Consider the following 23,671-nt stretch of genomic DNA (forward strand, 5'->3'; position numbering starts at 1 on the left):
TGCGTAAATCTCATGGCTGGAACAAACTAACCCTCAATCCATTCGGGCCAGATTTCGATATCGCCACCGGGTAGACATAGCGATGGCGCACCCGGGGATGAGGCACGCTCTGTGCAAAGGTGTTCTTCACGAACAGCAAAGCGCGCTGGTCCACCTTAGCATTGCCGGTGCTCTTGCTGACGACGATGCTCTCGACTTGCCCTGCGCCGTTGGTTTTGACCATGATCTGACCAGTCGCCGGAGGTCCCATGCAGGACGCCAGCAAAATCAACAGAAAAGGAATGAGAGCCGTTCGACGCGGACAGCCACGGAAAATACGCATGAGAACCCAACGAAGTTGAAGCAATAGAAATTTGCAAAAATCTTTCATATTTACGCTATCAACGGCGTTCGATCGGTTCAATGGAAAACAATTTGTCCGCCGCCCTTTTCGTTCGGCCCTTGTCCGGATAATGCAAGCTGAACGTATTGCTGCTGCGAAAGGATGATCCATGGACCGCGCGCATGATCCGAGCGAATTGGAAATGGTCGTGCTGATGACGCCGGACATGGCGAATTTTTCCGGGAAGGTGCATGGCGGCGCGCTGCTCAACCTGCTCGACCGCGTCGCCTATTCCTGCGCCTCGCGCTTTTCCCAGCAATATGCGGTGACGCTGTCGGTCGATCAGGTCGTGTTCCGTCAGCCGATCCATGTCGGCGAACTCGTCACCTTCCGCGCCTCGGTGAATTACGCCGGCCGCACCTCGATGGAAATCGGCATCCGCGTCGAGGCCGAAGAAATCAGGAGCGGCGAACGCCGCCACACCAATTCCTGTTATTTCACCATGGTCGCGGTCGATGCGGCGGGCAAGCCGACGTCGGTGCCGAAGCTCGCGGTCGACAGCGATGTCAAGAAACGGCGTGAGAAGGCGGCGCTCGACCGCCGCGCGTTGCGACAGGAATTCGAACATCGCTTCAAGAAGGTCAAGGCTGGGGAATAAGAAAACTCACCCCACCAGATGCCGGTAGGCCACCACGAAGATCCAGGCGATGACCAGCATCACCAGCGACGGCGCGCGCAGCCCGATCAGGGCGGCGACGATCATGGTCAGCGTCACGTCGAGACCGTCATAGACGAAGGCGGGCGCCACGAGGGCGGCGAGGACGGCGGCGGGGACGGCGTTGAGCGCCGCTTCCATGCGCGGCGAGATCGTCTTCATCGAACGGATCAGCACATAGCCGCCGGCGCGGGTGAGATAGGTGGCGACGGCGGCCGCCAGGATGGTGAGGGCGAAAGTCGGATCCATATCAGGCCTTCCTTTCGCGGACTGGCAGAAGCGTGGCGACCAGGATGCCGAACAGCGCGCCGATGCTGATATGCCAGGGCGAGCCGACCAGATGCTTGGCGAGGATGGCGGCAAGTCCGCTCGCCAGCACCGTCGGCAGCCAGTTGTCCTTCTTGCGGAAACCGAGGGTCAGACCGAGGAAATAGACGGTCAGCAGCACGTCGAGACCGAGCGCGCGGGGATCGCCGACCAGCGAGCCGAAGATCGCCCCGAGCACGGCGGTGATCTGCCAGGTGATGTAGAAGGTCAGCCCGAAGGAGAGGTACCAGGTGAAGGTGAGCGGGACGCCGCTTTCTGCCCGCTTCAGGCTTTCGGCGAATTGCGGATCGACCATCAGGAAGAAGGCGACGAGTTTCTTGCCAAGCGAGAAATGCTCGATGTGATTGGCGAGCGCAGCAGAATAGAGGATATGGCGGAAATTCACCGCGAAGATCGAGGCCACCACCAGCCAGGGCGCGACGTTGTGGCGGAAGAGCTCTATGCCGACCAGCTGGCTCGCGCCGGCGTAGATCGTCATGTTCATCAGCAGGATCTCGCTGATCGACAGGCCCATATTGGTCGACACGGCGCCGAGCAGCACGCCGAAGGGCAGGGCGCTTAGCAGCGACGGCAGCGTGGCGCGCATGCCGGAGAGTATTTCATCGCGATTCATGAGGTTTTCCGTCGAGAGGCCGACGTCTTTTAGCCGTTCGGGCCGTCAAGACAATCTCGACTTGTTGATCGGTTCATAAGACTGCGTGATGAACAGGCCGTTGGGCCTCATCCACCGCGGCGAGACCGGCGCGCACGCCGCAGGCGGCAATCACCCAGAAGCTCGCCATCAGCAGCATGCATTCGGCGCGCATGGCCTCGGACAGATAAAATCGTTTGCCGTCGTCGCCTGACGGCCGCAGCGCGCCTGCTTCGACCGCGGCGCGGAACAGCAGCTTGATCTGCGGCCGCGACACCGCGAAGGCCTTGGACAGGGAGGCGATGGAGGCGGTCATGGGCTGATCGACCGGCAGTCCGTCGTCGTCGGTCGACAACATGAGGCTGAACAGGATCAGGAAACCGGCTTTCTTGTCGGCGAACATCCTGGCGAGCGGGCAGGAGGCCATCGGCCGCTCGCGCCCCAGATAGGCCTGGCAGGCGCCGATGATGAACGCTTTCTCGAAGACGGGATCGCCGAGCCGCGCGAGCCCGAGGCGGCCTTCTGGCAAGACAAGGCTCATCGACTTGAGCGTATTGGCGATGCGTTCGCGGAAGGCGGCGCGCAGTTTGTCGGTTGGCGTGAGCCGGAGCGAAATGGCCGCGCCGCGCTTCGGTGATCGTCTCCACATGTTTGGCGAACCGCATGACCCCCAGCATGGCGGAGGCGCGACCCTGGCTGCAGAGGCCGGTGTCGGCGCAGGCGGCCTTGAAGCGATTGACCGTCAGCCCGGAGCCGGGAATGGCGGGATCGTAGAGAGCGTCGAAATAGAGCGCCATCCAGGCCATCATCACCCGACCGCGATCGCTGGCGACCAGATTGAGAAGCGGTCTGTGTTCGAAATGAGCGACATAGCGCCGGGCAAAGTCGCGCACGGCGCGCGGCATGTCGGGCAAGGCCAAGAGGACGCCGATGTCGTCCCGGAAACGGGAGGCCTCGCCGCTGATGTCGATGGCTGCGTCGGGTGTCACGCTTTCCCTTCCTCGTCATGGCGTCGCTTCTTCCGGCGAACGGACCAAAGACAGTATGACATGTTCCTGGGAGGCGGGTGAGCCAAATTTTTGCAGTTGCTTTTCCCGGGATTGGCTTTCATGCCCATAGCGGCGGATCTCGGGGCGGCAGTCCCGAGGCGCCAAGGCGAAGGCGCCCGGTCACGCGGTCCGGCGTATGATTTCTCGGCGTCTCACCCCGGAACGCCGATGGCCCGGCGCGGACTTGCCCCCGCGTCGGGCGCCCGTTTCAAACGCGCCGCGACAATCGTTACAGCTTCTGACGCTTCATCTGGAACGTATGGTCTTCGCCCGGGAATGTTCTCGCCTTGACTTCTTCGGCATAGGCGGCCGCGGCGGCGGAGATCTCGGGCGCGAGATTGGCGAAATGCTTGACGAAGCGGGGCTTGAAGGTTGTGAACACGCCGAGCATGTCGTCCGACACCAGCACCTGGCCGTCGCAGGCGGCGGACGCGCCGATGCCGATCGTCACGGCTTTCAGACCTGCGGAGATTTCGCGGGCCACCGGCTCGATCGTGCCCTCGATGACCATGGAAAAGGCGCCGGCGTCGTCGATCGCGCCGGCGTCGCGGCGGATCTTCTCCGCTTCGGCGTCCGACCGGCCGAGCGAACGATAGCCGCCGGTGGCGTTGACCAGCTGCGGCATGAGGCCGACATGGCCCATCACGGGAATGCCGCGGCTCGACAGGAAGGCGACGGTCTCGGCCATTTCCTCGCCGCCTTCGAGCTTGACGGCGGAGGCCCCGGTCTCCTTCATGATACGGGCGGCGGTGCGGAAGGCCTGTTCCTTGCTCTCCTGATAGGAGCCGAACGGCAGATCGACGACTACGCACGCCTCCTTGGAGGCGCGCATCACCGCCTGGCCATGGGCGATCATCATTTCCACGGTCACCGATACGGTCGATTCCATGCCGTAGACCACCATGCCGAGGCTGTCGCCCACCAGCAGCAGGTCGCAATGCGGATCGAGCAGCTTGGCGATGGGCGCGGTATAGGCGGTGAGGCAGACGACGGGGCGGACGCCCTTGAGCGCCTGGATCGATGCCGCGGTGCGGCGTTTCTGCTGGGGCTGGACGCTCATGGGCGGTCTCCGTTCAGGCGGGGCGGGCCGAGGCCCCGGCGGGGACCAGCACGCGGTTGTCCAGCAATCGGGTGGTCCCGAAGCGGATGAAGAGCAGGATGAGGGCAGGGGCGTCGCCGATGCAATCGAGACGCTCAAGCGTCTCGGCATGGCGGACGGCCACGACGTCGGGGGCGGCGAGCGGTTCCTTGCCGATGAATTCGGCGACCGACCTCTCCAGAGCGGCGGGATCGCGTTCGCCCTCGTCGATCAGGCGCTGGGCTTCATCCAGCGCCCGCGGCACGACGGCGGCGGCGCGGCGTTCTTCCTCGGTGAGATAGACATTACGCGAGGAGCAGGCGAGACCATCGGCCTCGCGCACCGTCGGCACGCCGATCACCTGCACGGGCTGGGCGAGATCCTCGGCCATGCGCCTGATGATCTGCAGTTGCTGGTAATCCTTTTCGCCGAAATAGGCTCGGTCGGGACCGGCGATGTTGAAGAGCTTGGTGACGACGGTGGCGACGCCCGCGAAATGGCCGGGGCGGACTTCGCCCTCCAACTGCGCGCCCAGCTTCGGCACGTCGACCACCGTTTCCATCGGTCGGGGATACATGTCGCTCACCCCGGGCGCGAAGAGAATGTCGACGCCGCCCTCGCGCAGCATGGCGCTGTCGCGCTCCGGCGCGCGGGGATATTTGTCGAGATCCTCGTTGGCGGCGAATTGCAGCGGATTGACGAAAATCGAGGCGACCACGACGTCGTTTTCCGCGCGGGCGCGGCGCACCAGCTCCATATGCCCCTTGTGGAGATAGCCCATGGTGGGCACGAGGCCGATGGTTTTTCCGGCGCGGCGATGGTCCCGCAGACGCTCCTGCATGGCGGCGATCGTCGTGATGATCTGCACATGTCCTCCCCGGCGGTCTTCCGCCTTGTTGCGAGGTGGTATAATCGTTGCAGTGCAAAAGCACAATATGCAGGCACAGACACGCTGAATCTGCTCGCTTTTCCGGCTGTTCAAGGGATAAAGGCGTTCGCGCATGCAAAATATGCATGGCTCCCATTCCGACTTGCCTCTTACAAAATCAATTCGAGTGAATTATCTTTTGATCATCGTCAGGACGGAAACGGACTGACGAGGACATAAAAAGTTTCGGCCTAGCGGTCACAAACTCTTCATGTTCCCAAGGACTGGCGGCATCCTCCTCCTCCCAAGCCGCACGTTCTGGACATGATATTGTCTTTCGGAAGCACTCCTCCTCCTCCCAGCTTCCGGAAGACTGGTCAGCCTTGCTGATCGAAGGCGGCGCCCTCCTCCTCCCGGCGCCGCCTTTTTTTGTGCGCGATCGGCGGGACTTCTTTGCGGATGGGGAGGGGAGGCGCTCTCAGCGCCTCAGTTCGATCGTCACCCAGCCGTTCATCCAGGTCGTCTTCACATGCTTGAGGCCGGCGCCGTTATAGGCGGCGATCACCTTCCAGCGCTGCGCGGCGAGAATGCCCGACAGGATGACCGTGCCGCGATCGGACAGGTTCCGGACCAGTTCCGGCGCGAGCTTCATCAGGGGACGGGCGAGGATGTTGGCGATGATCAGGTCGAAAGGGCCGTGCTCGCTGAACACCGGATGATGAAAGCCGGGCGCGGTGGCGAGATGAACGCCCTCGGCGATTCCGTTGAGCCTGACATTGTCGCGCGCCACGCGCACCGCAACCGGATCGATGTCGGTGGCGACGACGGGTATGCGCGCCATTTTGCGCACGGCGATGGCCAGCACGCCGGAGCCGGTGCCGAGATCGAGCGCATTGGCGACCTTGCGCGATTTCAGCACGCGGTCGATGGCGTTGAGGCATCCGGCGGTGGTGCCGTGATGGCCGGTGCCGAAGGCCTGGCCGGCGTCGATCAGCAGGCCGATATCGTTGACCTTGACCTTGTCCTGGTCATGGCTGCCATGGACGAGGAAACGACCGGCGCGGACCGGCTTCAGGCCCTCCAGCGATTTGGTGATCCAGTCGATGTCGGGCAGCACCTCGCGCTCGACCGTGAGATCCGGAAAGGCCTGGCTGACCAGTTCGCCGAAGACGACGGCGATATCGGCCTCCTGTTCGGCGGTCATATAGATCGAGGCTTCCCAGATCTCCTTGACCTCGTCCACCTCCTGGGTGGCGATGGCGTAGTCCTCCTCGCCGAACAATTCGGACAAAGCGTTGAGTACGGCTTCGGCCACGGGCTCGGTCGTGGTCACATAGAGGCGGATTTCGCTCACGGTCAGTTTCTCGCAATCAGATTCTTGAGTTTTTGGACGGCGACATCGGGATTTTCGCCATAGGCGATGGTTCCTGCGAAGCGACCCTGCCTGTCAAGCAGGAAGACCGACGCCGTATGGTCCATCGTATAGTCTTCGTCGGGTTTCGCCGGATCCGTCGGCACCTTCTTGAAGAAGACCTTGAAGCTCCGCGCCATGGCCTCGACCTTGGAAGGCTCGCCGGAAATGCCTGTGATCCGGTCGGTGACGTTGGAGAGATACGTCCCCAGCGCGCCTGCGGCGTGTCGCGGGCGGGGTCGATCGACACGAAATAGGCCTGCATCTTCGACTTGTCGGGATCGACCGATGTCAGCCATCCCGTGAGCTCGTAAACGGTCGTCGGGCAGATTTCCGGGCAATGGGTGAAGCCGAAGAACAGCGCGGTCGGCTTGCCGCGGAAGGCCTGCTCGGTGATCGGCTGGCCATCCTGCCGGGTCAGCGCGAAGGGGGCGCCGAAGGGCTCGTCCGACAGCGCCGTCTCCTGTTGCTTCGCGGTTTGCCACAGCCAGACGAACAGACCCGCCATGACAGCGGCCAATACGAAGAGAACGATGCGGACGGTCTTCATGATGTCATTCCTTCCTGGCGCATGGCGAGGCTGCCATCGACGTTGAACAGGCATTGATCAAAAATCGGCGTCCGCTGCAAGGCGACAAATCGAAGCTTCGCAAATTTGACGAAGAGCCTTCGGCAGTGTGCGCCTGGGTTGCGCCCGCAACGTCTTAACAGTCGATTAACCCAGCAATATTAAACTGCGGCAGGAAAGTAGAATTGAGGTTACATCAACCGTTAACCACTTCGCAGCCATTGGTGAATTAGGGTGAGCTAAAGATTTATGTTGCAGACGGCGGGGCCAATGGAACAGAAGCGATCCCTCTCAGTCAATCAGCGCCTGCTGTCGATCGGAGCAGCGGCGATTCTCGGTTTCGGCGCGATGGTCGGCGTCGGCTGGCTGCAAAATCGCGCCGCAATCCAGACGCTCGAAGAGGGGCAGGCGCTGCGCGACGATGTCGCCGTCGTCCAGCAGCTCCGCATCGACAGTCTCAGCATCGTGCTGGCCGCGATGGATTCGATCGTCGACAAAGCCGACAAGAAGGTCGAGCCGGAGCGCATCGCCTTGATGTCGCAATCTCTCGATAAGCTGAAGCAGGCGGAGCCGATGGTGAAGGCTTTGGCGGCAGCGGTCGGAAAACCCGGCCTGCTTCAAAGCTTCTCCGCGGATTTGGAGGCTGTACGCGCATCCGTGCTGACCGATCTGCCGCGGCTCGTTGAGCAAGGCGCGCCCGATGGCGATTTCGCCGCCATCGACGACGCGATCGACGGCGCCGGCGAAAGGGTGAGCATGCTTCTGGCGGAACTCGCTCTGGATGGGAAAGCCAAAGCCGACGCCACCGTCATAGACGCGAAATCCGTGACTCACAACGCGCTCTACATGCAGATTCTGCTCGGCTTGTTCGGCATCGCCGTGATGTCGGTCCTGTTTCCCGTCCATTCCCGCGCCATCCGCCGCGGCGTCTACGCCATCCGCGACGGGCTCGAGCGGATGCGCAACGACGACCTCGATTCGGAAATCGAGGGCGGCGAACGCGGCGACGAATTCGGCGAGATGGCCCGCGCCGCCGAGGCCCTCCGCGCCGCCGGTCTGGAAAAACGCAGCTTCGCGCAGAACGCCAATCAGGAGCGCGACCGCAACGACAAGGAGCGCTCAGCGCGCGACGCGGCCCGCCGCGAAGAGGAGCAACAGGTCCGCTTCGCAGTCGACAATCTCGCCAATGCGCTGGCGCGTCTCGCCGACGGCGACCTGACGGTGCAGATCGACAAACCGTTCCGCGAAGACCTCGAGCGGGTGCGCGAGGATTTCAACCGCGCCATGGACAAATTGCAGTCCGTCATCGCCGAGGTGAAGAACAATTCCGCCTCCATCGAAGCCAACGCCTCGCAGATGCGCGGCGCCGCCGACGACCTCGCCCGCCGCACGGAGCAGCAGGCCGCGTCGCTCGAAGAGACGTCGGCCGCGCTCGAGGAAATCACCGCCACCGTCAAGAAATCATCCGAGCGCGCCGAAGAGGCGACCCGCATGGTCGACGGCACCAAGGCGAATGCGCAGCAGTCGAGCACCGTCGTCTCCGAAGCGATGAACGCCATGGAGCGCATCGAGACGGCCTCCAACGAAATCGGCAAGATCATCAACGTCATCGACGAGATCGCCTTCCAGACCAACCTGCTGGCGCTCAATGCCGGCGTCGAGGCGGCGCGGGCCGGCGAAGCGGGCAAGGGCTTCGCCGTCGTCGCCCAGGAAGTGCGCGAACTCGCCGGACGGGCCGCCGGCGCCGCCAAGGACATCAAGAGCCTCGTGGCGCGCTCCAGCGGCGAAGTGAAGACCGGGGTCGAACTGGTCACCGCCACCCGCGACGCGCTGGTCGACATCGCCGCCGAAGTGTCGCGGATCAACGAGATCGTCCGCGAGATTTCCACCACCGCTCAGGAGCAGTCGGTCGGCATCCAGCAGATCAACAGCGCCATCAACCAGATGGATCAGATGACCCAGCAGAACGCCGCGATGGTCGAGGAGACCAACGCCGCCAGCCATACGCTGGCGCAGGATGCGGGCGGCCTGACCTCGCTGATGAAACAGTTCCAGATTTCCGCCACCGCCGGCCGCTCGGCCGCCTTCTCCTCCGGCGGCTCCGATCAGGCCGCGTCGCAGCAGCGCCAATCCGCGCAGCCGTCTTCGCCGCCGGTGCGCGCCAAATCGCTATTCGCTCCGGCCAAGCCGGCCAGCGAGGCCTCGCGACCGCGTCCGTCGCCCGCCAAGAATCTGGTCGACAAGCTCGCAGGAGCTTTCGGCTCGAAACCCGCCGCTTCGGCGGTCTCCAGCTCCAACGCCAACAACTGGGAAGAGTTCTAACATGAGCATGACGATCAAGCAGTCCGGATCGCACCTCGAAATCGTGTCGTTTCACCTGGGCGATCAGGAATTCTGTATCGATATCATGGCGATCCGCGAAATCCGCGGTTGGGCGCCGGTGACGCCGATGCCGCATACGCCGGCCTATGTGCTCGGCCTGATCAACCTGCGCGGCGCGGTGATTCCGGTCATCGACATGGCCTGCCGCCTGGGCATGAAGATGACCGAGCCGTCCGAACGTTCGGCGATCATCGTCACCGATATCGGCGGCAAGCTGGTGGGTCTTCTGGTCGAGCAGGTCTCGGACATGATGACGATCAAGAACGACGATCTGCAGCCGGCCCCGGAAATCATTCCGGAAGCCCAGCGCGCCTTCTGCCGCGGCATCGTGGCGCTCGAAAAGTCGATGGTCTGCTTCCTCAACCTCGACACGGTGATCGCCGACGAGCTCAAGCAGGCCGCCTGAGCGGATACGACCTGAGCATACATTCAGCGCGGGAGCCCAGTTGGCGGGGTCCCGCGCCTTCAGCGTTTATGCGCCTTACTGCGGCTTGCCTTCCGTCCACGTGACCTGCTGATTGAAGAGCGGCACGGTGGAGATGGCCATCTTCGCCGATCCTTCGACCACTTCGCGCGAATGGATCAGATAGATCAGCGTGTCGTTCTTCTTGTCGTAGATACGGTTAACGACCAGCGATTTCCACACCAGCGACAGGCCCGAGCGGAAGACTTCCTCGCCATCCTCGTCCAGATCGATGTCGCCCAGGGTAATCGGCCCGGTCTGGCGGCAGGCTATGGAGCTGTTGGACGGGTCCTCGAACCAGTTGCCCTTGCGCAGACGATCGATGACCCCGCGATCGAAATAGGCGACATGGCAGGTGACGCCTTGAACCTTCGGGTCCTGAACGGCGTCGACGACGATGTCGTTGCCGGTCCAGTCGACGCCGACTTCGCCGACCCGATCGGCCGCAAGGACGGGCGAAGCGCCCGCCGCCGCCATCAACGCTCCGAATGCGGCGCGCTTCCAAATCTTCATGCTCGTCTCCTCGTGATGATCGCATCTGTCCCTGAGAGTGGTCACGCGGGCCACCGCTTTCAAGACCAGGAAAAATTTGTCGGCGCGTCTTCGCCTTTCCTGCTGACGATCGTCAATTGGAGGCGCAGCGACGCGAGCCGCGACAAGCACTTACCGCGGCGCGTCTTCTCAGCTGTCATGAAATGCGGTTGAGCGAGGTCAAGGCGGTGGCGTCCGGCGGGTGTAGCCTTTCATCACTGCTGATGAAGGAGGCGCGTCATGCGCAACATCGTCGAACTCTTCACGCCATTCGTCATCCTGCTCGGACTGATCGGAATTGCCGCCGCGATCGAACTCGCTGCGGGCCGGTCGGAGTCGACGGCAGGTCTGGACCCCCGCCACCAGGCGCGCATCCGCACCCTGAATGGTCGCTTCGCGCGCCGTCTGCCGATCCGCCGCTGAACACGAACAAAGCCATCATCCCACAGGAGGGAGAGCCATGTTTCGCCTTGTCGCCATGATTTATGTTCTGGTCGCCACCGTGATGATGGGGTCGGCGGTCACCGCGCTGCTTGCATCCCGCATGAGCGAAGGCTGGCAGATTGGCGCCGCCGCGCTCGCCGGCGCGGCGCTGGCGATACCGGTCGCCTGGCTGATCGGACGCCAGATCTACAACAGCATCGGCCGCCGCGCCTGAGAGCCAATCCCGGACTGGATCCGGGGCTCCGGGAGGGGGCCGCGAGACGAGGGGCGTGAGGTCTATGCGGCCTGGTTGCCCAGGAGACTCAAATGGGGGAAGCTCTCTCCCGAGCCCTGGACAAGATCGTCCGTCACTTTTTCCGCCCAGCGGAAACCGGCGATGGCCGCGTCCTTCGTCTCGAAAAATTGGTTTGACTGGATCAGCGCCGGACCCGCGCCCTCGACCACGCTGACGGCGCAGCCGACGCCGGCCCGACGGATGACGTTGCCGGTGACGGAGACATTGCGCAGATAGGGCCCCCAGCCGATCTGCAGGCCCCAGAGCGGCGCGTTCTCGACGACGTTTCCGGTGACGGTCGTTTCGGCTTCGGCGGATATGCCGATGCCGAAATATTGGCCCTCCTGCACATAGGGCCCTTCGGCGCGCAGGTTGCGGACGATATTGCCGCTGACCACGCCGAGACGTCCGCCTTCGTTGAAATTCACCACCGCGATGCCGTTGGCCGCGCCGTCGATCTGGTTCATGGCGATGATCGCGCCTTCGAAACCGAATTCCGAATAGATGGCCATTTCGCCCGACGCCAGGCACTGGTTGCCGAGGATCTGCACATTTGAGCCTGCATTGGAGCGGACGGCGGAGAAGGCGCAGTTGGAGATGTGATTGTTGGCGACGACGACGCCGTCGGCGCGGAAGACGTTGACGCCGTTGCCGTTTTCGCCGGTGCCGCCGGATTTGGCGGCGATGCGCTCGACGCGGTTGCCGGTGACGATCGTGTCGTCGGCGCCCTTGCTCCAGCGATGGACGAGAATGCCGCCATTGCCGCAATCGAAGACGTGATTGCCGGTGATCTGCAAGCCCGTCGATTCGACGGCGTAGAGGCCGCTTTCGCCCGCGCCCGACAGCGCGTTGTCGGCGATCCGCCCGCCCGAGCGCTCCACCCAGAGGGCGAATTTGGGGCTGCCGCGCAATTCCAGGTCGGAAATGTCGACGACGGGGACATTGCGGAGCGTCACCAGCCCATTCTGATCGTCGGCGAGCCACCGATTTGCGCCGTCGATCGTCAGACCAGCCATCATGACGCGCTTCGACCCCTCCGCCTGCATGAAACGACCCGAGCCGGTGTAGACGAGCTGCGTCGCGCCCGGCACGCCGCTCAGCCGCACCGTCTCGGGCAGCGTGATGTCGGAGATTTCATAGCGTCCCGGCGGCAGGAAGATCGGCGCGTCGCGCTTGGCGGCGGCGTCGAGCATGGCCTGGAAGGCGCGGCTGGCCGGATCGACTGCGCCGGGCCGCACGCCGAACTCCTCCGAATTGAGCGCGCCGCGAAAGCCGGAGACGTCCTGTGCCAGTGCGCTGCGCGTCGAGGCCGCGACAGCCGCCGCCGCCGTCAGCAGATTTCGCCTCGTCCATGCCGCGCCAGCCGTCATTGTCTTCTCCCGTCAACCGCCGCAAGAATGGCCGAGATTGCCTAATCGCAGGTGAAGGCCCTGAGGGAGGCGGGGCTGCGATAGCGGAAAAGGCCAAAACTGCGGGAAAATCGCCAAGACGAAACACGGCCCGACAGCGAGTGTCGCCCTTCACCGCCCGGAACGGATCTGGCCGGGGCGGAGGCATGCAGCATGGGCAAGGGGCAAATCGAGGCCTTTTCGGATGGCGTCATCGCCATCATCATCACCATCATGGTGCTGGAGCTCCGCCCGCCTGAAGGCGATGACTGGCGGGCGATCTTCGATCTCTGGCCGGTTTTCCTCTCTTATGTGCTGAGCTTCGTCAATGTCGGGATCTACTGGAGCAATCATCACCACATGCTCTCGCGGGTGACCCGGGTGGATGGCCGCATCCTCTGGCTCAACCTGCATCTGCTGTTCTGGCTGTCGCTGATGCCATTCGCCACCGCCGTGATGGGCGAGGGCGCCTTTTCCCGTTTCGGCGTCGCGCTCTATGGCGCCGATCTCTTCCTCTGCTCCGCCGCCTATAGCCTGCTCGTCCGCGCCTTTCGCGCGCTGCATGGGCCAGAGAGCGATTTCGCTCATGCGGACGGCCGCGACGTCAAATGCGTCGGCTCGGCGCTCGGCTATGCGGTTGGCTTCGGCCTGTCCTTCCGCTCCCCCGCGCTCGGTCTCGCCGTCTATGCCGGCGTGACGGCGATGTAGTTCATCCCGGACCGGCGGTTCATGGGAGAGGGGCGTAGCCGACCAGCGGGCGCATATTGTTACTTAAGTATATTTTGGTAATATACAAAAATGATTGATTGGTCGCTGATCGTCGGTTTTGATTGGGATGACGGCAACGCTCGGAAACGCGTTGAAAAGCATGATGTTGGTCAAGCCGAGACGGAGCAGATCTTTTTCAACGACCCTTCGGTAATCGCGTCAGATACAGGCCATAGCCTCAACGAGGTCAGGTTTCACGCCCTGGGTCAGACTGATTTTGGCGGGCTGCTCCATGTGACCTTCACCTTGAGGTCGGACAACACCAAACTTCGGATCATTTCCTCGAGACCCATGAGTCGGAAAGAGAGAGAAGTCTATGAAAGAGACTGAAAATACGATTCCTGCTTTCCAGACCGAGGCCGAGGAACGGCAGTTTTGGGAAACGACTGACAGCGTCGAACGTGTCGATTGGAGCAAGGCGGAACGAGTTCGATTGCCTAACCTGAAACCTTCAACCACCTCGATTTCGCTGCGTTTGCCGACTCCTCTTCTGGAGCGGATCAAAGTTGCGGCCAACAAGCGAGACGTTCCCTATCAATCGCTGATCAAGGTGTGGCTTTCCGAGAAGCTCGACGCCGCCTCCTGAAGCGCGCGTCGCGCATAAGCTCCGCGCCAGTTGGCTGTGCGATGGCGGAAGGCGGAAAACCTTCTCGCGGAGTCCCGACATGAAGACGCGCACGATCAAGACACTCCTGGCTCTTACGCTTTTGTCTGTGCCCTTGGCCGGCTGCCTGAGCTCTCCCGAGGATCTGAATTTTTACGACACCGGCTCCACCGACGCCGATCGCTTCGTGGCGCAGACCTATCCGGTCTGGGCGCGTCCGGTGGTGGTGAAGAAGAAGACGATCTTCACCTCCGACGTCAACGAGATCAAGCCGACGGTGGTCTATCAGGACACTGCGGGCTATCCGATCGCCTCCGCCGCCACGACCGGCGCAATGATGCAGCATCCGTCCTTGATGTATGCTCAGCCCAAACTGCGCGTCGCCGCCTATGCCGAATTCGAAGAGGGCGGCCGCCGGATTGCGGCGGTGCCGGTGGAAAATGTCGATCCCGAATTCCTGCGCAAGGAAGTCGCCTACAAGACGTCGGAACAGCCCGGCACGCTGGTGGTCGATACGCGCTCGCGCCATCTCTATCTCGTGCTCGGCAATGGCCGCGCCATGCGCTACGGCGTCGGCATCGGTCGCCAGGGCTATGCCTGGAAGGGTCGCGGCGTGATCCAGTTCAAGCGCGAATGGCCGCGCTGGACGCCCTCCGGCGACTACGTCGCGGAGAAGCCCGAGATGAAGATGTTCTCGGCCTCCTATGGCGGCCTGGTCGGCGGCGTCAACAATCCGCTCGGCGCCCGTGCGCTCTATATCTTCGCCGACGGCAAGGACACGCTGTTCCGCGTCCACGGCACGCCGGACTGGAAGTCGGTCGGCAAACAGGTTTCGTCCGGCTGCATCCGCATGTTCAATCAGGATGTCGTCGATCTCTATCGCCGCGTCGGCCGCGGCGCGCAGATCGTGGTCAAGTGATCACGCCTCTTCGAGATTGCGCCTGACCCGGCGCAATCCGTCCATCAGCGCCTGCATCTGCTGAAGGTCGCAGCCGATCGCCTGGCCGATGGTCTTCAACACATCTTGCGCCCTCGTTTTCAGGATCACGCCCGACGTGGTCAGCGCGATCATCACCTGGCGTTCGTCCTCGCGGCTGCGTTCGCGCCTGATATAGCCGGTCTTTTCCAGTCGTTTCAGCAGCGGCGACAGCGTGCCGGTGTCGAGCCCCAGCGCAGCGCCGATCTCTGTCACACTCGCGGCGCGTTTTTCCCATAGAACAAGCATCACGAGATATTGCGGATAGGTGAGGCCGAGCTCTGTGAGCAGCGGCCGGTAAGCCTTTGTGAAGGCGTGGCTCGCCGCATAGATGGCGAAGCAAAGCTGGTTGTCGAGGCTCAAGGGGTCGTCGGTCATGGCAGTCTCCTGATCCCATCCATACACGCCGAAGTGAATTTTGTAAAATTATATTGCGCACAACATAATTGTGCACTATATAGCTTATGTCAAATCCAAACAGGGAGACAGAAATGCCCATTCTCTACACCACCCGCGCAACCTCCACCGGCGGCCGCGTCGGTTCCTCCAAGACGGATGACGGCAACCTCTCCGTCAACCTGACCTCGCCGAAGGAACTCGGCGGCGACGGCGCGCCCGGCACCAATCCGGAGCAGCTGTTCGCAGCCGGCTATTCCGCCTGCTTCCTCGGCGCGCTGAAATATGTCGCCGGCCAGGCCAAGGTGAAGCTCTCGCCCGAAACCCATGTCACCGCCACGGTCGGCATCGGCCCGCGCGAAGACGGCACCGGCTTCGGCATCGAAGTGTCGCTGTCGGTCGATGTTCCGGATGTCGATCGCGCGGTTGCGGAAGATCTGGTCGCCAAAGCCCATATCGTCTGCCCCTACAGCCATGCGATGCGCACTTCGACCGAAGTTCAGGTCACGCTCGCCTGATCCGGATCAACCGATCCGACGCAAATCCTGCCGCAGGCGATCCATGTCGCCCTGCGGCATTTCTGTATCCAGCGCCTCGTGTTCGGATTTCCACACGGGCAAGGCGCGGGCGAGGACATCGAGGCCGGCCTCCGTCAGCAACAGCAGCCGGGCGCGGCGATCCTTCTCGCTCGGAATAACTTTCAGGAGGCCGTCGCGTTCCAGGGGCTTCAGCGCCGCCGTCAGCGTGGTGCGGTCCATGGCGAGAAGGTCGGCCACCGCTGACAAAGGCGGCGGCTCGGGCCGGTTGAGCGACATCAGCAGAGAAAATTGACCATTGGTGAGGCCGAACGGTTTCAGCGCCTTGTCGAAGCGGCGGGCCAGCGCGCGGGCGGCGCGCTGGGCATGCAGGCAGATGCAGTGATCCTTGACGAACAGCGTGGTTTGAAAGGGGACGGCGCGTTGAATTGACATGGCCTATATATGTTGATATCAACGTAAATGTCAAGTCCAACGGCGAGGAGGAAGCCTGATGGAGCATGAAGTCGTATCGCGTGAACAGTGGCTGGAGGCGCGCAAGGCGCTGTTGGTGAAAGAGAAGGCGCTGACCCGGCAGCGCGACGCCGTCAACAAGGACAGGCTGGCGCTGCCCTGGGTGAAAATCGACAAGGACTATGTCTTCGAGACGGAGACTGGGCCGGCGCGCCTTGCCGATCTCTTCGCCGGACGCAGCCAGCTAATCATCATCCATTTCATGTTCGGGCCGGACTGGGAGGCGGGATGCCCCGGCTGTTCCTTCGGAGCGGACCATATGGACGGCGCGCTCGTGCATCTCAATCATCACGATGTCAGCCTCGTGACCGTGTCGCGCGCGCCGCTGCCGAAGCTTCTCGCCTACAAAAAGCGGATGGGCTGGAAATTCCCCTGGGTGTCCTCGTTCGGCAGCGATTTCAACTATGATTTCCACGTTTCCTTCACGCCCGAGCAACTGGCGGCGGGGGAGGTCGACTATAATTTCACGACGATCCCGTCCGAGAAGGCGCATGACGAACTGCCGGGCCTGTCGAGCTTTTACAAGGACGCGGATGGGGCCATCTATCACACCTATTCGCAATACGCCCGTGGCGGGGAGGAGACGCTGGGAACGATGATGTTCCTCGATCATGCGCCGCTCGGCCGGAACGAGACATCGACGCTGAGCTTCATCCGGCGCAATGACGAGTATGAGGACGCGCCGAAGGCAGGCTGCTGCCATTCATAAAGCCAAACGACATTTTGAGCCGGGCGAGACCCGAGGGAGAAAACGATGCAAGGACAATTCATCTGGTACGAATTGATGACCACGGACACCGACGCCGCCGTCAAATTCTATGGCGATGTGGTCGGCTGGGAGGGGCGTGACGCCGGCATGCCGGGCATGGATTACAAGCTCGTCGGGCCGCCCGGCGTTCCCATGGGAGCAGCCGGCGTCATGCCGCTGACCGAGGATGTGAAAGCGCGCGGCGTGCCGTCCAATTGGACCGGCTATATCCATGCCGACGACGTCGACGCCATGGCGGAAACGTTCAAAGCCGAGGGCGGCGCGATTCACCGCGAGCCGGAGGACATTCCCGGCATCGGCCGCTTCGCGGTGGTGGCAGATCCGCAGGGCGCGGTCATCTGCCTGTTTGCGCCCGACACGCCGGATGAGCCGATGCCGGAAGGGCCGGCGCCCGGCTCCCCGGCTCCTTCGGCTGGAACGAACTGCATACCAAGGACGCAGCCTCCGCCTTCGAGTTCTACGCCCGCCACTTCGGCTGGCGAAAGGACATGGCGGTGGATATGGGGCCGGACTACGGCGTCTACCAGACCTTCGCCCAGGATGGACGCGCCATCGGCGGCATGATGAACAAGCGGCCGGAGATGCCGGTGTCCTGCTGGAGCTTCTACATCGCCGTCCCCTCCATCCGCGCCGGCGCGGCCAAAGTGGCGGAAAATGGCGGACAGGTGCTGATGGAGCCGCATCAGGTGCCGGGCGGCAGCTGGATCTGCGCGGCGCTCGATCCGCAGGGCGCGGCCTTTTCGCTGATGTCGCAGAGCGAGTGAGAGAAGAGAGGGGCGTCGACGCGCGCGACGCCCCTTCATCCCGTCATTTACTTCAGGGTGACCTGCCCAAGCGCCGCCGCGCTCGACGCTAAAGCGGTGCGGGCTTCGTCCCAGGACCGGTCGCCGTCATAAAGGGCGGAACGCAGATAAGCCCAGGTCAGCCGCTGGGTCGCCGCCAGGCGATCCGGATCTTCGTCGTCGGTCTCCTTGGCGTCGTAGCCGGCGATGCCGCCCAATCCATGCTTGCCGCCGTGGAGAGTCAACATTGCCTCCGCGCCCGGCGCATGGTGAAAGGCGTCGGCGTGCCAGGACGGGCCGCGATGGGTGAGGTGCGGGCTGTCGTCGGCGTCGCCGACCACCACCAGCGTTTTCGTCGTCAATGTCGAGTAATCCGGGTTCAGACTGGTGTAATGAGTTCTGGCGTGCTCGCTCAGACTATCGCCGCCATTGCCCGGGGCCGCCAGCAGCACGCCCGCTTTCACGCGCGGCTCCATCATCTCCACATTGATCGCCCGGTCGTCCGCCGTATCGGTGAGGCGTGCGCCGAGCATCAGCCCCACGGTCTGGCCGCCGAGGGAGTGGCCGACAGCGGCGATCCTGTCGCGGTCCAATCTGCCGGCAAGCGCCGGCGCCATGGCTTCGATCTCATCGAGTTGGTCCAGGATGAGTTTGAAATCCTCGACCCGCGACCGCCAGAAAAACGGCGCGCCCGGCGCATCGGGACCGAGGCCCGCCACCTTCGAGTTGCCATGCGTCGGCTGGATCACAACGAAACCCCGTTCGGCGTAGAAATGGGCGAGCGGCGCATAGCCGTCCTTGGACGGAATGTAGAGGGAAGGGCCATGACCATGCGACAGCAGGATGATCGGCAAGCCGTCGCCGGTCATCGGCGCGGTGATGCGCACTTCGAGCGGCGCGCCGCGGTCCGGCGCCGCCAGGACGAGGGGGCTGATAGAGATGGTCGTTCGGGCCTCGGATGCGGGAAGCGCGCGGGCGAGCGAGATGAGTTTGTTCACGGGAATGATCCTTCAAGAGGTAGCGGAAGGCGGCGCGAACCGCTAGAGACAATGTAAGCGGAACAAGGCTCCATTATAAATGGATCATCGTTCCGCATATGAACCTGATATACGGAACGTTGCTCCGCTTTTCAAGAGGCGGTGATTGCTTTTCGCTGCGATGAGGGAGGTCCTGATGATGGAGCCGGACGACAACGGGGCTGCGGCGCGGCGCGGCGTGCGCGCCGACGCCCGCCGAAACGAAGACGCCATCCTCGATGCGGCCAAACAGGTCTTTGCGATTTCCGGTGTCGATGCGCCGGTGCGCGAGATCGCGGCCCAGGCAGGCGTGGGGGTCGGGACGCTTTATCGACGGTTTCCGCAACGCTCGGATCTCGTCGCCGCGGTGTTTCGCCGCGAGGTCGACGCTTGCGCCGCAGAAGGCCCGACATTCGCCGCGCTGCACAAGCCGGGCGAGGCGTTGGCGCTCTGGCTCAAGCGCTATACCGGCTTCATCGCCGCCAAGCGTGGATTGGCGGCGGCGCTGCATTCGGGCGATCCCGCCTATGGAGCCCTGCCGGATTACTTTCGCGCCAAATTCGAGCCGGTGCTGACTGCTCTTCTCACGGCGGCCGCAGAAGCTGGCGAGATCCGCGCCGATATCGCGCCCTATGATCTTCTTCGGGCCGTCGGCAATCTCTCGACAGCTACTGGCGAGGATGGCGCGGCGCATGCGGGCCGCATGGTGGATTTGTTGATCGACGGGCTGCGTTTCGGCGCAGGGCGGCGCGCCTGAGGCTCGTCTCAGATCGAGCGTCGTCGCACCTTGCCGTTCGCGCCAAATCATTCATGATGACGCGGACTAGCTTCCCTGAGTTCGTATAGGTTTTCGATGTACACGCCGCCCGCCTTTGTCGTCGACGATCCGGCCGAGATACGGCGGATGATGGCGTCCTGCCGCCTGGCCAATTTCGTCACCGCCACCGCCGAGGGCCCGATGGCGACATCGCTGCCGATGTTTCTGGACGAGGATGAAGGGGACGACGGCGTGCGCTACGCTCATCTCGCGCGGCCCAACCCGCAATGGAAGACCCCGACCATCGGGCCGGGGCTGGCGATCTTCATGGGCGCCGACGCCTATGTGACGCCGTCCTGGTATGCGTCCAAGGCCGAGCACGGCAAAGTCGTGCCGACTTGGAATTACGAGAGCGTGCAGGCCTCGGGGCCGGTGGAGTTCTTCGACGACGCCGAGCGCCTTCTCGACGTCGTCACACGGCTCACGCGCCGGCGCGAGAAAGACAGAGCCGAGCCCTGGGCTGTGTCCGATGCGCCCGAAACCTACATCGCCGGCCAGCTTCGCGGCATTGTCGGCCTGCGGATGCCGATCGAGAGATTGGAAGGCAAGCGCAAGATGAGCCAGAACCGCAGCGAGGCGGATCGGGACGGCGTCCGGCAGGGCCTGAGCGCCAGTGACGAGGCGATGGACCGCCTGGTAGGAGCGATGATCAAATAGAAGCGGGCCGCGCCTCCGTCACTGCTGCTTTTCGCCGGGCCCTTTGCCGTCGCTGCTGCGGGACCTCTCCTCGACGCGATCGGCTCCCTTCTTCAGATCCGAACCCTTCTCGGCCTCGACCTTGCGCTCCTCGCCGGCGGCGGCCTCATGCAAATCCCTGGATGACTGCTTGCCCTGCGGCGTCGGCGCCTGTTCGATTCCCATGTCGTCCTCCTTGCGGAACAAGTGTTGCGTCGCAGGAACGAGGCGCGGATCGGGAAGGTTCCCTGACCGCATCATTACGAGACGCGTGTTGTCTATCGTCGGGCCGCGTAAAGGCTTTCAGGATATCGATCAGATGCGTGCAACGGCGAACAATGGTGGTGAACATCCCATAAACCATACATCCTCGCGCGGTGTTAATACTTCCGTGCCATTTCTGCGTGAAATCATCATGAGGAATGGTTGTGGCGTCTGAAGCATCGTCGATCTCGATCAAGACAGCTGAAGGTTTCGCGGGCCCGGGCAGGGGCCTGGATGTCGACGCGCTGGCGATGCTGGAAAACGTCTCCCAATCGTCCGTCATCGACGACACGCTGCTCAGCCCCGAACGCGCGGTCGAGATGCGGCGCGCGATCCGGCAGGCGCTGTCGACGATCAACCGTTTGGATGTCGAAAAGCTGATCGCCCAGCAAGGCTGGCTCGCTCGCCTGACTGGCGCCGACATCGAGGCGCGGCTGAGGTTCGAGCTGGCCGCCAAGCAAGTGGAGGCGGCGCTGGAGGCGCTGGAACAAGCCTCGCGGCGAGAGAGAGCGCTCCTCGCCGCCATGGACGGAGAGAGCGCCGAGATCTTGCGGCGTCAGCCTGACATCGCAACAGCGATCACATTCGGCCAAAACATGCTCGCCGCTGATGGCGGGAGCGATCCAGGTCTTCGCGATCGTTTCGAGCGACGGCTCGCCAATCTTATGGCGATCCATGCCGCCAATGATCTGGCTCTCGCTCAATTCCACATCGCCATCACCGGGCTGACGGCGCTTCTCGATCGCTACACGGACATCGCCACCGTGGTGGTCCCCTCTGGCGTCAACATCTGTTCGCCATTCTGCATGCTCAGGCGCGCATTCGGCTGCAGGACGATCAGGTGCAGGACTTTCTATTGTGCCACGCCGCTCTCGCGGAATACTTCACTGGAGAACTTCGGATATGACCATTGCCCATGCCAGCGTTCAGGATTCCGCCGACCTCGTCTCCGACAGAGATGTGGTCGATACGCTCGCTGCGTCTATCGATGTCTATTCCCCGCGCTCCATTCTCGAATTCGGCTCCGCCGTCGCCGAGGCGACCAGCCGTTACACGGACGACATTCTGTCGAAGGCGCGCGCCTCCGATCTCGATGAGACCGGCAAGACGCTGACCGACATCGTGATGACGGCGCAGGATTTCGACATGTCCTCGCTGGACAATCCGATGGGGCGGCTGCCGCTGATCGGCGGGGCGCTCAAATTCCTGTCGCGGGGCAAAGAGCGCGCCGTCGCCCGTTTCGACAGCGTCAAAACGCAGATCGACAAGCTCGTGGCGTCGGTGGATGCGACCGCCGCCCGTATGGAAAGGCAGGACCGCGACTATTCCGCCATCTACAAGGGCATTCGTGAGGAGCATGCGCAACTAGGCCTGCATGTCCAGGCCATCGACCATCGCCTGATCGAGGTGGAGCGCGGGCGCGACAATCTGAAAACCTCCAATGACATGGCGGATATCGAACAGGCGGCGGTGCTGGAGGCCGCGTGTCAGTTCCTTGCAAAGCGGAAGGACGACCTTCTGGTGTTGCAGCACGCGGCAATGCAGAGCCTGCCGATGGTGCGCATCCTTCAAAGCAACAATCTCGCGCTGATCGACAAATTCACGACGATCCGCACGCTGACGCTACCTGCCTGGAAACGGACGTTCCTGCTGGCATTGTCACTGGACGAGCAGAAGCAGGCGGCGGGCCTCGCCACTGCGATCGACGAAGCCACCAATGTGATGATGAAGCGCAACGCCGAACTGCTGAAGCAGAATTCGGTCGCGGTCGCAAAAGCCAATCAGCGCCTGGTGATCGATGTGGAAACGCTGAAATCGGTTCATGACAACGTCATCCAGACCCTGGACGAAGTGCGGGCCATCCATCTGGATGGAAAAGCGTCGCGCAGCAAGGCCCTCTCCGAACTCGGCCGGCTTCGGTCGGAAATGTCCGCCACCGTTCGGTCTCTGTCGTCGCAGACAGTCGTAATCGATGGCTAAGGCGGCCAAGGGTTTCGGAACGATCGCAGCGGCCCCCGTCGCCGACGCTGGCGCGCCCGACCTCGTCGAACGGGAAGGCGCAGTTCGGGTCGTCGGAGAGCTCACGGCGTTTGGCGGTCTGCTGCTGGTTCTGGCGTCGTTCTTTTCCTGGCGGCTGATCAGCGGCTTTGGTTTCATCCAGAATGGCTGGATCGATCTGCCGCCACGGGCGGAAGCTGCATGGACATACGCCAAGCCGCTGATCTCCCATGTCGTTCCCAGCGAGTACAGGTTCGAGCCGCATGGGGGCGTGGTTTTCGCGGTGGTTCTCGGCTTCCTGGCGGCGAGCGCGCTCTCGCGCGGGCGGCGTGTTTTGGCCTACGCCATCCTGGCCTTTTGCCTCATTCCCTGGGCGGCTTTCGGCCTGAGGGTCAGGGGCGTGGGGTTTGCAGCGGGCCTGATCCTCATTGCTGGTCTCGTGTCCGCCCTGCGCGCAGGAGACCGGAGCCGCCTGGTGATCCATGCGATCGCCTGCGTCGCGACCTGGAGCTATTTTTCCCTCGACGTGATGCAGCCCGTCAGGCACGAGGAGAGAGCGGCTGTTCGTTTTGTCGTCACGAGCACGCCCGGAGCAATGAAGACGATGCCCGCGCCGAAGCCGGACGGTCCCAATAGGTTGCAGTCGATGGCGGAGCTCGACTGGCAAGGGGCTATGTCCGGCTACAAGGCCTATCTCCAGGCTCAGGACGCCTTTTTCGCGGTGAACCGCAACAGATCGCGCGATTTTTGCCGGTCGCGCGCAAGACGCTTATCGGCGACGCCTATGCCGGGATCAGAATGGATGGCCTCGAAAACTATCTGCTGAACGAGGGGATCGGCGCTCCAGACCGGATCGCCGCCTACCAGTTCCGGCGCATGGCGTTGTCGATCCTCTCGTCTTTTCTGCTCGGCTTCGGCGTGATAGCGATTGTCGGAGGATTGTCGCTCGAATGGATCGCCGCGCTCATCAAGAAGCGGCTTACGCGGATCGACCGATTGGCTCGGTCGCTGGAGCCTTCGGGCACGCCTGACATGCGGCGGCCTAGCCACGAGGCAGCCGGCGGATTGGCTGGCGACGGAAAGCCTGCGATCCCTGACGCGCCGAA

The 23,671-nt window shown here is 63.0% G+C and carries 28 protein-coding genes and 2 pseudogenes; 16 read left to right on the forward strand and 14 right to left on the reverse strand.

The genetic code is table 11. The features are described 5' to 3' along the window. Positions 1 to 10: 10 nt before the first annotated feature. Entirely contained in the window at positions 11 to 223 is a 213-nt protein-coding gene (locus H2O14_RS19815) for a hypothetical protein (RefSeq protein WP_182829001.1), read from the reverse strand. A 268-nt stretch (positions 224 to 491) separates the two neighbouring features. Between H2O14_RS19815 and H2O14_RS19820 the strand changes: the two genes are divergently transcribed. Beyond that, entirely contained in the window at positions 492 to 980 is a 489-nt protein-coding gene (locus tag H2O14_RS19820) for an acyl-CoA thioesterase (protein WP_182829002.1), read from the forward strand. 6 nt (positions 981 to 986) lie between these two features. Here the strand turns inward: H2O14_RS19820 and H2O14_RS19825 are convergent, their stop codons facing one another. From H2O14_RS19825 to H2O14_RS19855, 7 genes and pseudogenes are all read right to left on the reverse strand, one after another. Continuing rightward, positions 987 to 1,286 carry an AzlD family protein gene (locus tag H2O14_RS19825; RefSeq protein WP_182829003.1) on the reverse strand — a complete coding sequence of 100 codons (300 nt, stop codon included), beginning with the start codon at positions 1,284 to 1,286 and terminating at the stop codon, positions 987 to 989. A gap of 1 nt (position 1,287) precedes the next feature. Continuing rightward, complete coding sequence (locus H2O14_RS19830) at positions 1,288 to 1,977, reverse strand: AzlC family ABC transporter permease (RefSeq protein WP_182829004.1); 690 nt, start codon at positions 1,975 to 1,977, stop codon at positions 1,288 to 1,290. Between the two features lie 73 nt (positions 1,978 to 2,050). After that, positions 2,051 to 2,644, reverse strand: coding sequence for a hypothetical protein (locus H2O14_RS19835; RefSeq protein WP_182829005.1), 594 nt, complete (start codon positions 2,642 to 2,644; stop codon positions 2,051 to 2,053). Between the two features lie 629 nt (positions 2,645 to 3,273). Then, complete coding sequence (gene panB, locus H2O14_RS19840; protein WP_182829006.1) at positions 3,274 to 4,104, reverse strand: 3-methyl-2-oxobutanoate hydroxymethyltransferase; 831 nt, start codon at positions 4,102 to 4,104, stop codon at positions 3,274 to 3,276. Positions 4,105 to 4,117: 13 nt separating this feature from the next. Next, complete coding sequence (gene panC / locus H2O14_RS19845) at positions 4,118 to 4,990, reverse strand: pantoate--beta-alanine ligase (protein WP_182829007.1); 873 nt, start codon at positions 4,988 to 4,990, stop codon at positions 4,118 to 4,120. A 478-nt stretch (positions 4,991 to 5,468) separates the two neighbouring features. After that, positions 5,469 to 6,344, reverse strand: coding sequence for a 50S ribosomal protein L11 methyltransferase (locus H2O14_RS19850; protein ID WP_182829008.1), 876 nt, complete (start codon positions 6,342 to 6,344; stop codon positions 5,469 to 5,471). A 2-nt stretch (positions 6,345 to 6,346) separates the two neighbouring features. Next, positions 6,347 to 6,951, reverse strand: a pseudogene (locus H2O14_RS19855) (SCO family protein). 288 nt (positions 6,952 to 7,239) lie between these two features. Here H2O14_RS19855 and H2O14_RS19860 point away from each other — a divergent pair. Both H2O14_RS19860 and H2O14_RS19865 read left to right on the forward strand, forming a co-directional pair. Further along, positions 7,240 to 9,291, forward strand: a complete 2,052-nt coding sequence (locus H2O14_RS19860; protein WP_182829009.1) for a methyl-accepting chemotaxis protein — start codon at positions 7,240 to 7,242, stop codon at positions 9,289 to 9,291. Between the two features lies 1 nt (position 9,292). Beyond that, positions 9,293 to 9,757, forward strand: coding sequence for a chemotaxis protein CheW (locus tag H2O14_RS19865; protein WP_137157961.1), 465 nt, complete (start codon positions 9,293 to 9,295; stop codon positions 9,755 to 9,757). Between the two features lie 75 nt (positions 9,758 to 9,832). Here the strand turns inward: H2O14_RS19865 and H2O14_RS19870 are convergent, their stop codons facing one another. Beyond that, a complete protein-coding gene (locus tag H2O14_RS19870; protein ID WP_246697678.1) occupies positions 9,833 to 10,291 on the reverse strand; it encodes a CreA family protein in 459 nt (152 codons plus the stop codon). Between the two features lie 294 nt (positions 10,292 to 10,585). Here H2O14_RS19870 and H2O14_RS19875 point away from each other — a divergent pair, with 294 nt between their 5' ends. Beyond that, positions 10,586 to 10,768, forward strand: a complete 183-nt coding sequence (locus tag H2O14_RS19875) for a hypothetical protein (RefSeq protein WP_182829011.1) — start codon at positions 10,586 to 10,588, stop codon at positions 10,766 to 10,768. A gap of 37 nt (positions 10,769 to 10,805) precedes the next feature. Next, the gene (locus H2O14_RS19880; protein ID WP_182829012.1) at positions 10,806 to 11,003 is read left to right on the forward strand and encodes a hypothetical protein; all 198 of its coding nucleotides are present in this window, start codon (positions 10,806 to 10,808) and stop codon (positions 11,001 to 11,003) included. 62 nt (positions 11,004 to 11,065) lie between these two features. Here the strand turns inward: H2O14_RS19880 and H2O14_RS19885 are convergent, their stop codons facing one another. After that, positions 11,066 to 12,433, reverse strand: coding sequence for a TIGR03808 family TAT-translocated repetitive protein (locus H2O14_RS19885; RefSeq protein ID WP_182829013.1), 1,368 nt, complete (start codon positions 12,431 to 12,433; stop codon positions 11,066 to 11,068). Between the two features lie 192 nt (positions 12,434 to 12,625). On the opposite strand from H2O14_RS19885, the gene H2O14_RS19890 reads away from it, so the two are divergent. The 4 genes from H2O14_RS19890 to H2O14_RS19905 all read left to right on the forward strand — a co-directional run bounded on the left by H2O14_RS19890 (position 12,626) and on the right by H2O14_RS19905 (position 14,742). Continuing rightward, positions 12,626 to 13,159, forward strand: a complete 534-nt coding sequence (locus H2O14_RS19890; RefSeq protein WP_182829014.1) for a TMEM175 family protein — start codon at positions 12,626 to 12,628, stop codon at positions 13,157 to 13,159. Between the two features lie 90 nt (positions 13,160 to 13,249). Continuing rightward, positions 13,250 to 13,549, forward strand: coding sequence for a BrnT family toxin (locus tag H2O14_RS19895; protein WP_182829015.1), 300 nt, complete (start codon positions 13,250 to 13,252; stop codon positions 13,547 to 13,549). Further along, a complete protein-coding gene (locus H2O14_RS19900; RefSeq protein WP_182829016.1) occupies positions 13,536 to 13,805 on the forward strand; it encodes a BrnA antitoxin family protein in 270 nt (89 codons plus the stop codon). The genes H2O14_RS19895 and H2O14_RS19900 overlap by 14 nt, the downstream gene beginning before the upstream one ends. Before the next feature lie 79 nt (positions 13,806 to 13,884). Further along, the gene (locus tag H2O14_RS19905; protein ID WP_182829017.1) at positions 13,885 to 14,742 is read left to right on the forward strand and encodes a L,D-transpeptidase; all 858 of its coding nucleotides are present in this window, start codon (positions 13,885 to 13,887) and stop codon (positions 14,740 to 14,742) included. Here the strand turns inward: H2O14_RS19905 and H2O14_RS19910 are convergent, their stop codons facing one another. Next, a complete protein-coding gene (locus H2O14_RS19910; protein ID WP_182829018.1) occupies positions 14,743 to 15,177 on the reverse strand; it encodes a MarR family winged helix-turn-helix transcriptional regulator in 435 nt (144 codons plus the stop codon). A 113-nt stretch (positions 15,178 to 15,290) separates the two neighbouring features. Between H2O14_RS19910 and H2O14_RS19915 the strand changes: the two genes are divergently transcribed. After that, the gene (locus tag H2O14_RS19915) at positions 15,291 to 15,713 is read left to right on the forward strand and encodes an organic hydroperoxide resistance protein (protein ID WP_137157952.1); all 423 of its coding nucleotides are present in this window, start codon (positions 15,291 to 15,293) and stop codon (positions 15,711 to 15,713) included. Between the two features lie 6 nt (positions 15,714 to 15,719). Here the strand turns inward: H2O14_RS19915 and H2O14_RS19920 are convergent, their stop codons facing one another. After that, positions 15,720 to 16,166, reverse strand: a complete 447-nt coding sequence (locus H2O14_RS19920) for a MarR family winged helix-turn-helix transcriptional regulator (protein WP_182829019.1) — start codon at positions 16,164 to 16,166, stop codon at positions 15,720 to 15,722. Between the two features lie 58 nt (positions 16,167 to 16,224). On the opposite strand from H2O14_RS19920, the gene H2O14_RS19925 reads away from it, so the two are divergent. Both H2O14_RS19925 and H2O14_RS19930 read left to right on the forward strand, forming a co-directional pair. Further along, positions 16,225 to 16,953: a thioredoxin family protein gene (locus H2O14_RS19925; protein ID WP_182829020.1), complete on the forward strand. Its 729-nt coding sequence runs from the start codon at positions 16,225 to 16,227 to the stop codon at positions 16,951 to 16,953. Positions 16,954 to 16,998: 45 nt separating this feature from the next. After that, positions 16,999 to 17,777 (forward strand): annotated as a pseudogene (locus H2O14_RS19930) (VOC family protein). 47 nt (positions 17,778 to 17,824) lie between these two features. Here H2O14_RS19930 and H2O14_RS19935 read toward each other — a convergent pair. Beyond that, positions 17,825 to 18,793: an alpha/beta hydrolase family protein gene (locus H2O14_RS19935; protein WP_182829021.1), complete on the reverse strand. Its 969-nt coding sequence runs from the start codon at positions 18,791 to 18,793 to the stop codon at positions 17,825 to 17,827. Positions 18,794 to 18,968: 175 nt separating this feature from the next. Here H2O14_RS19935 and H2O14_RS19940 point away from each other — a divergent pair, with 175 nt between their 5' ends. Together H2O14_RS19940 and H2O14_RS19945 are read left to right on the forward strand one after the other, a co-directional pair. Beyond that, positions 18,969 to 19,568, forward strand: a complete 600-nt coding sequence (locus tag H2O14_RS19940; RefSeq protein ID WP_409526931.1) for a TetR/AcrR family transcriptional regulator — start codon at positions 18,969 to 18,971, stop codon at positions 19,566 to 19,568. Between the two features lie 96 nt (positions 19,569 to 19,664). Next, positions 19,665 to 20,285 carry an FMN-binding negative transcriptional regulator gene (locus H2O14_RS19945; protein WP_182829022.1) on the forward strand — a complete coding sequence of 207 codons (621 nt, stop codon included), beginning with the start codon at positions 19,665 to 19,667 and terminating at the stop codon, positions 20,283 to 20,285. An 18-nt stretch (positions 20,286 to 20,303) separates the two neighbouring features. On the opposite strand, the gene H2O14_RS19950 is transcribed toward H2O14_RS19945, so the two are convergent. Then, on the reverse strand, positions 20,304 to 20,489 hold the full coding sequence (locus H2O14_RS19950) for a hypothetical protein (RefSeq protein ID WP_182829023.1): 186 nt from the start codon (positions 20,487 to 20,489) through the stop codon (positions 20,304 to 20,306). 981 nt (positions 20,490 to 21,470) lie between these two features. On the opposite strand from H2O14_RS19950, the gene H2O14_RS19955 reads away from it, so the two are divergent. Both H2O14_RS19955 and H2O14_RS19960 read left to right on the forward strand, forming a co-directional pair. Then, on the forward strand, positions 21,471 to 22,547 hold the full coding sequence (locus H2O14_RS19955) for a toxic anion resistance protein (protein WP_182829024.1): 1,077 nt from the start codon (positions 21,471 to 21,473) through the stop codon (positions 22,545 to 22,547). Beyond that, on the forward strand, positions 22,540 to 23,391 hold the full coding sequence (locus H2O14_RS19960) for a hypothetical protein (RefSeq protein WP_182829025.1): 852 nt from the start codon (positions 22,540 to 22,542) through the stop codon (positions 23,389 to 23,391). The genes H2O14_RS19955 and H2O14_RS19960 overlap by 8 nt, the downstream gene beginning before the upstream one ends. The last annotated feature ends 280 nt before the right edge of the window (positions 23,392 to 23,671 follow it).

Source organism: Rhizobium sp. G21, from assembly GCF_014158035.1.
Lineage (GTDB): Bacteria > Pseudomonadota > Alphaproteobacteria > Rhizobiales > Rhizobiaceae > Rhizobium_E.

Excerpts from the sequence above, each read along its gene's own strand:
- H2O14_RS19815 (WP_182829001.1), bottom strand. The coding sequence starts at position 223 with ATGGTCAAAACCAACGGCGCAGGGCAAGTCGAGAGCATCGTCGTCAGC.
- H2O14_RS19820 (WP_182829002.1), top strand. The coding sequence starts at position 492 with ATGGACCGCGCGCATGATCCGAGCGAATTGGAAATGGTCGTGCTGATG.
- H2O14_RS19825 (WP_182829003.1), bottom strand. The coding sequence starts at position 1,286 with ATGGATCCGACTTTCGCCCTCACCATCCTGGCGGCCGCCGTCGCCACC.
- H2O14_RS19830 (WP_182829004.1), bottom strand. The coding sequence starts at position 1,977 with ATGAATCGCGATGAAATACTCTCCGGCATGCGCGCCACGCTGCCGTCG.
- H2O14_RS19835 (WP_182829005.1), bottom strand. The coding sequence starts at position 2,644 with ATGTGGAGACGATCACCGAAGCGCGGCGCGGCCATTTCGCTCCGGCTC.
- panB (WP_182829006.1), bottom strand. The coding sequence starts at position 4,104 with ATGAGCGTCCAGCCCCAGCAGAAACGCCGCACCGCGGCATCGATCCAG.
- H2O14_RS19860 (WP_182829009.1), top strand. The coding sequence starts at position 7,240 with ATGGAACAGAAGCGATCCCTCTCAGTCAATCAGCGCCTGCTGTCGATC.
- H2O14_RS19865 (WP_137157961.1), top strand. The coding sequence starts at position 9,293 with ATGAGCATGACGATCAAGCAGTCCGGATCGCACCTCGAAATCGTGTCG.
- H2O14_RS19870 (WP_246697678.1), bottom strand. The coding sequence starts at position 10,291 with ATGGCGGCGGCGGGCGCTTCGCCCGTCCTTGCGGCCGATCGGGTCGGC.
- H2O14_RS19875 (WP_182829011.1), top strand. The coding sequence starts at position 10,586 with ATGCGCAACATCGTCGAACTCTTCACGCCATTCGTCATCCTGCTCGGA.
- H2O14_RS19880 (WP_182829012.1), top strand. The coding sequence starts at position 10,806 with ATGTTTCGCCTTGTCGCCATGATTTATGTTCTGGTCGCCACCGTGATG.
- H2O14_RS19885 (WP_182829013.1), bottom strand. The coding sequence starts at position 12,433 with ATGACGGCTGGCGCGGCATGGACGAGGCGAAATCTGCTGACGGCGGCG.
- H2O14_RS19890 (WP_182829014.1), top strand. The coding sequence starts at position 12,626 with ATGGGCAAGGGGCAAATCGAGGCCTTTTCGGATGGCGTCATCGCCATC.
- H2O14_RS19895 (WP_182829015.1), top strand. The coding sequence starts at position 13,250 with ATGATTGATTGGTCGCTGATCGTCGGTTTTGATTGGGATGACGGCAAC.
- H2O14_RS19900 (WP_182829016.1), top strand. The coding sequence starts at position 13,536 with ATGAAAGAGACTGAAAATACGATTCCTGCTTTCCAGACCGAGGCCGAG.
- H2O14_RS19905 (WP_182829017.1), top strand. The coding sequence starts at position 13,885 with ATGAAGACGCGCACGATCAAGACACTCCTGGCTCTTACGCTTTTGTCT.
- H2O14_RS19910 (WP_182829018.1), bottom strand. The coding sequence starts at position 15,177 with ATGACCGACGACCCCTTGAGCCTCGACAACCAGCTTTGCTTCGCCATC.
- H2O14_RS19915 (WP_137157952.1), top strand. The coding sequence starts at position 15,291 with ATGCCCATTCTCTACACCACCCGCGCAACCTCCACCGGCGGCCGCGTC.
- H2O14_RS19920 (WP_182829019.1), bottom strand. The coding sequence starts at position 16,166 with ATGTCAATTCAACGCGCCGTCCCCTTTCAAACCACGCTGTTCGTCAAG.
- H2O14_RS19925 (WP_182829020.1), top strand. The coding sequence starts at position 16,225 with ATGGAGCATGAAGTCGTATCGCGTGAACAGTGGCTGGAGGCGCGCAAG.
- H2O14_RS19940 (WP_409526931.1), top strand. The coding sequence starts at position 18,969 with ATGATGGAGCCGGACGACAACGGGGCTGCGGCGCGGCGCGGCGTGCGC.
- H2O14_RS19945 (WP_182829022.1), top strand. The coding sequence starts at position 19,665 with ATGTACACGCCGCCCGCCTTTGTCGTCGACGATCCGGCCGAGATACGG.
- H2O14_RS19950 (WP_182829023.1), bottom strand. The coding sequence starts at position 20,489 with ATGGGAATCGAACAGGCGCCGACGCCGCAGGGCAAGCAGTCATCCAGG.
- H2O14_RS19955 (WP_182829024.1), top strand. The coding sequence starts at position 21,471 with ATGACCATTGCCCATGCCAGCGTTCAGGATTCCGCCGACCTCGTCTCC.
- H2O14_RS19960 (WP_182829025.1), top strand. The coding sequence starts at position 22,540 with ATGGCTAAGGCGGCCAAGGGTTTCGGAACGATCGCAGCGGCCCCCGTC.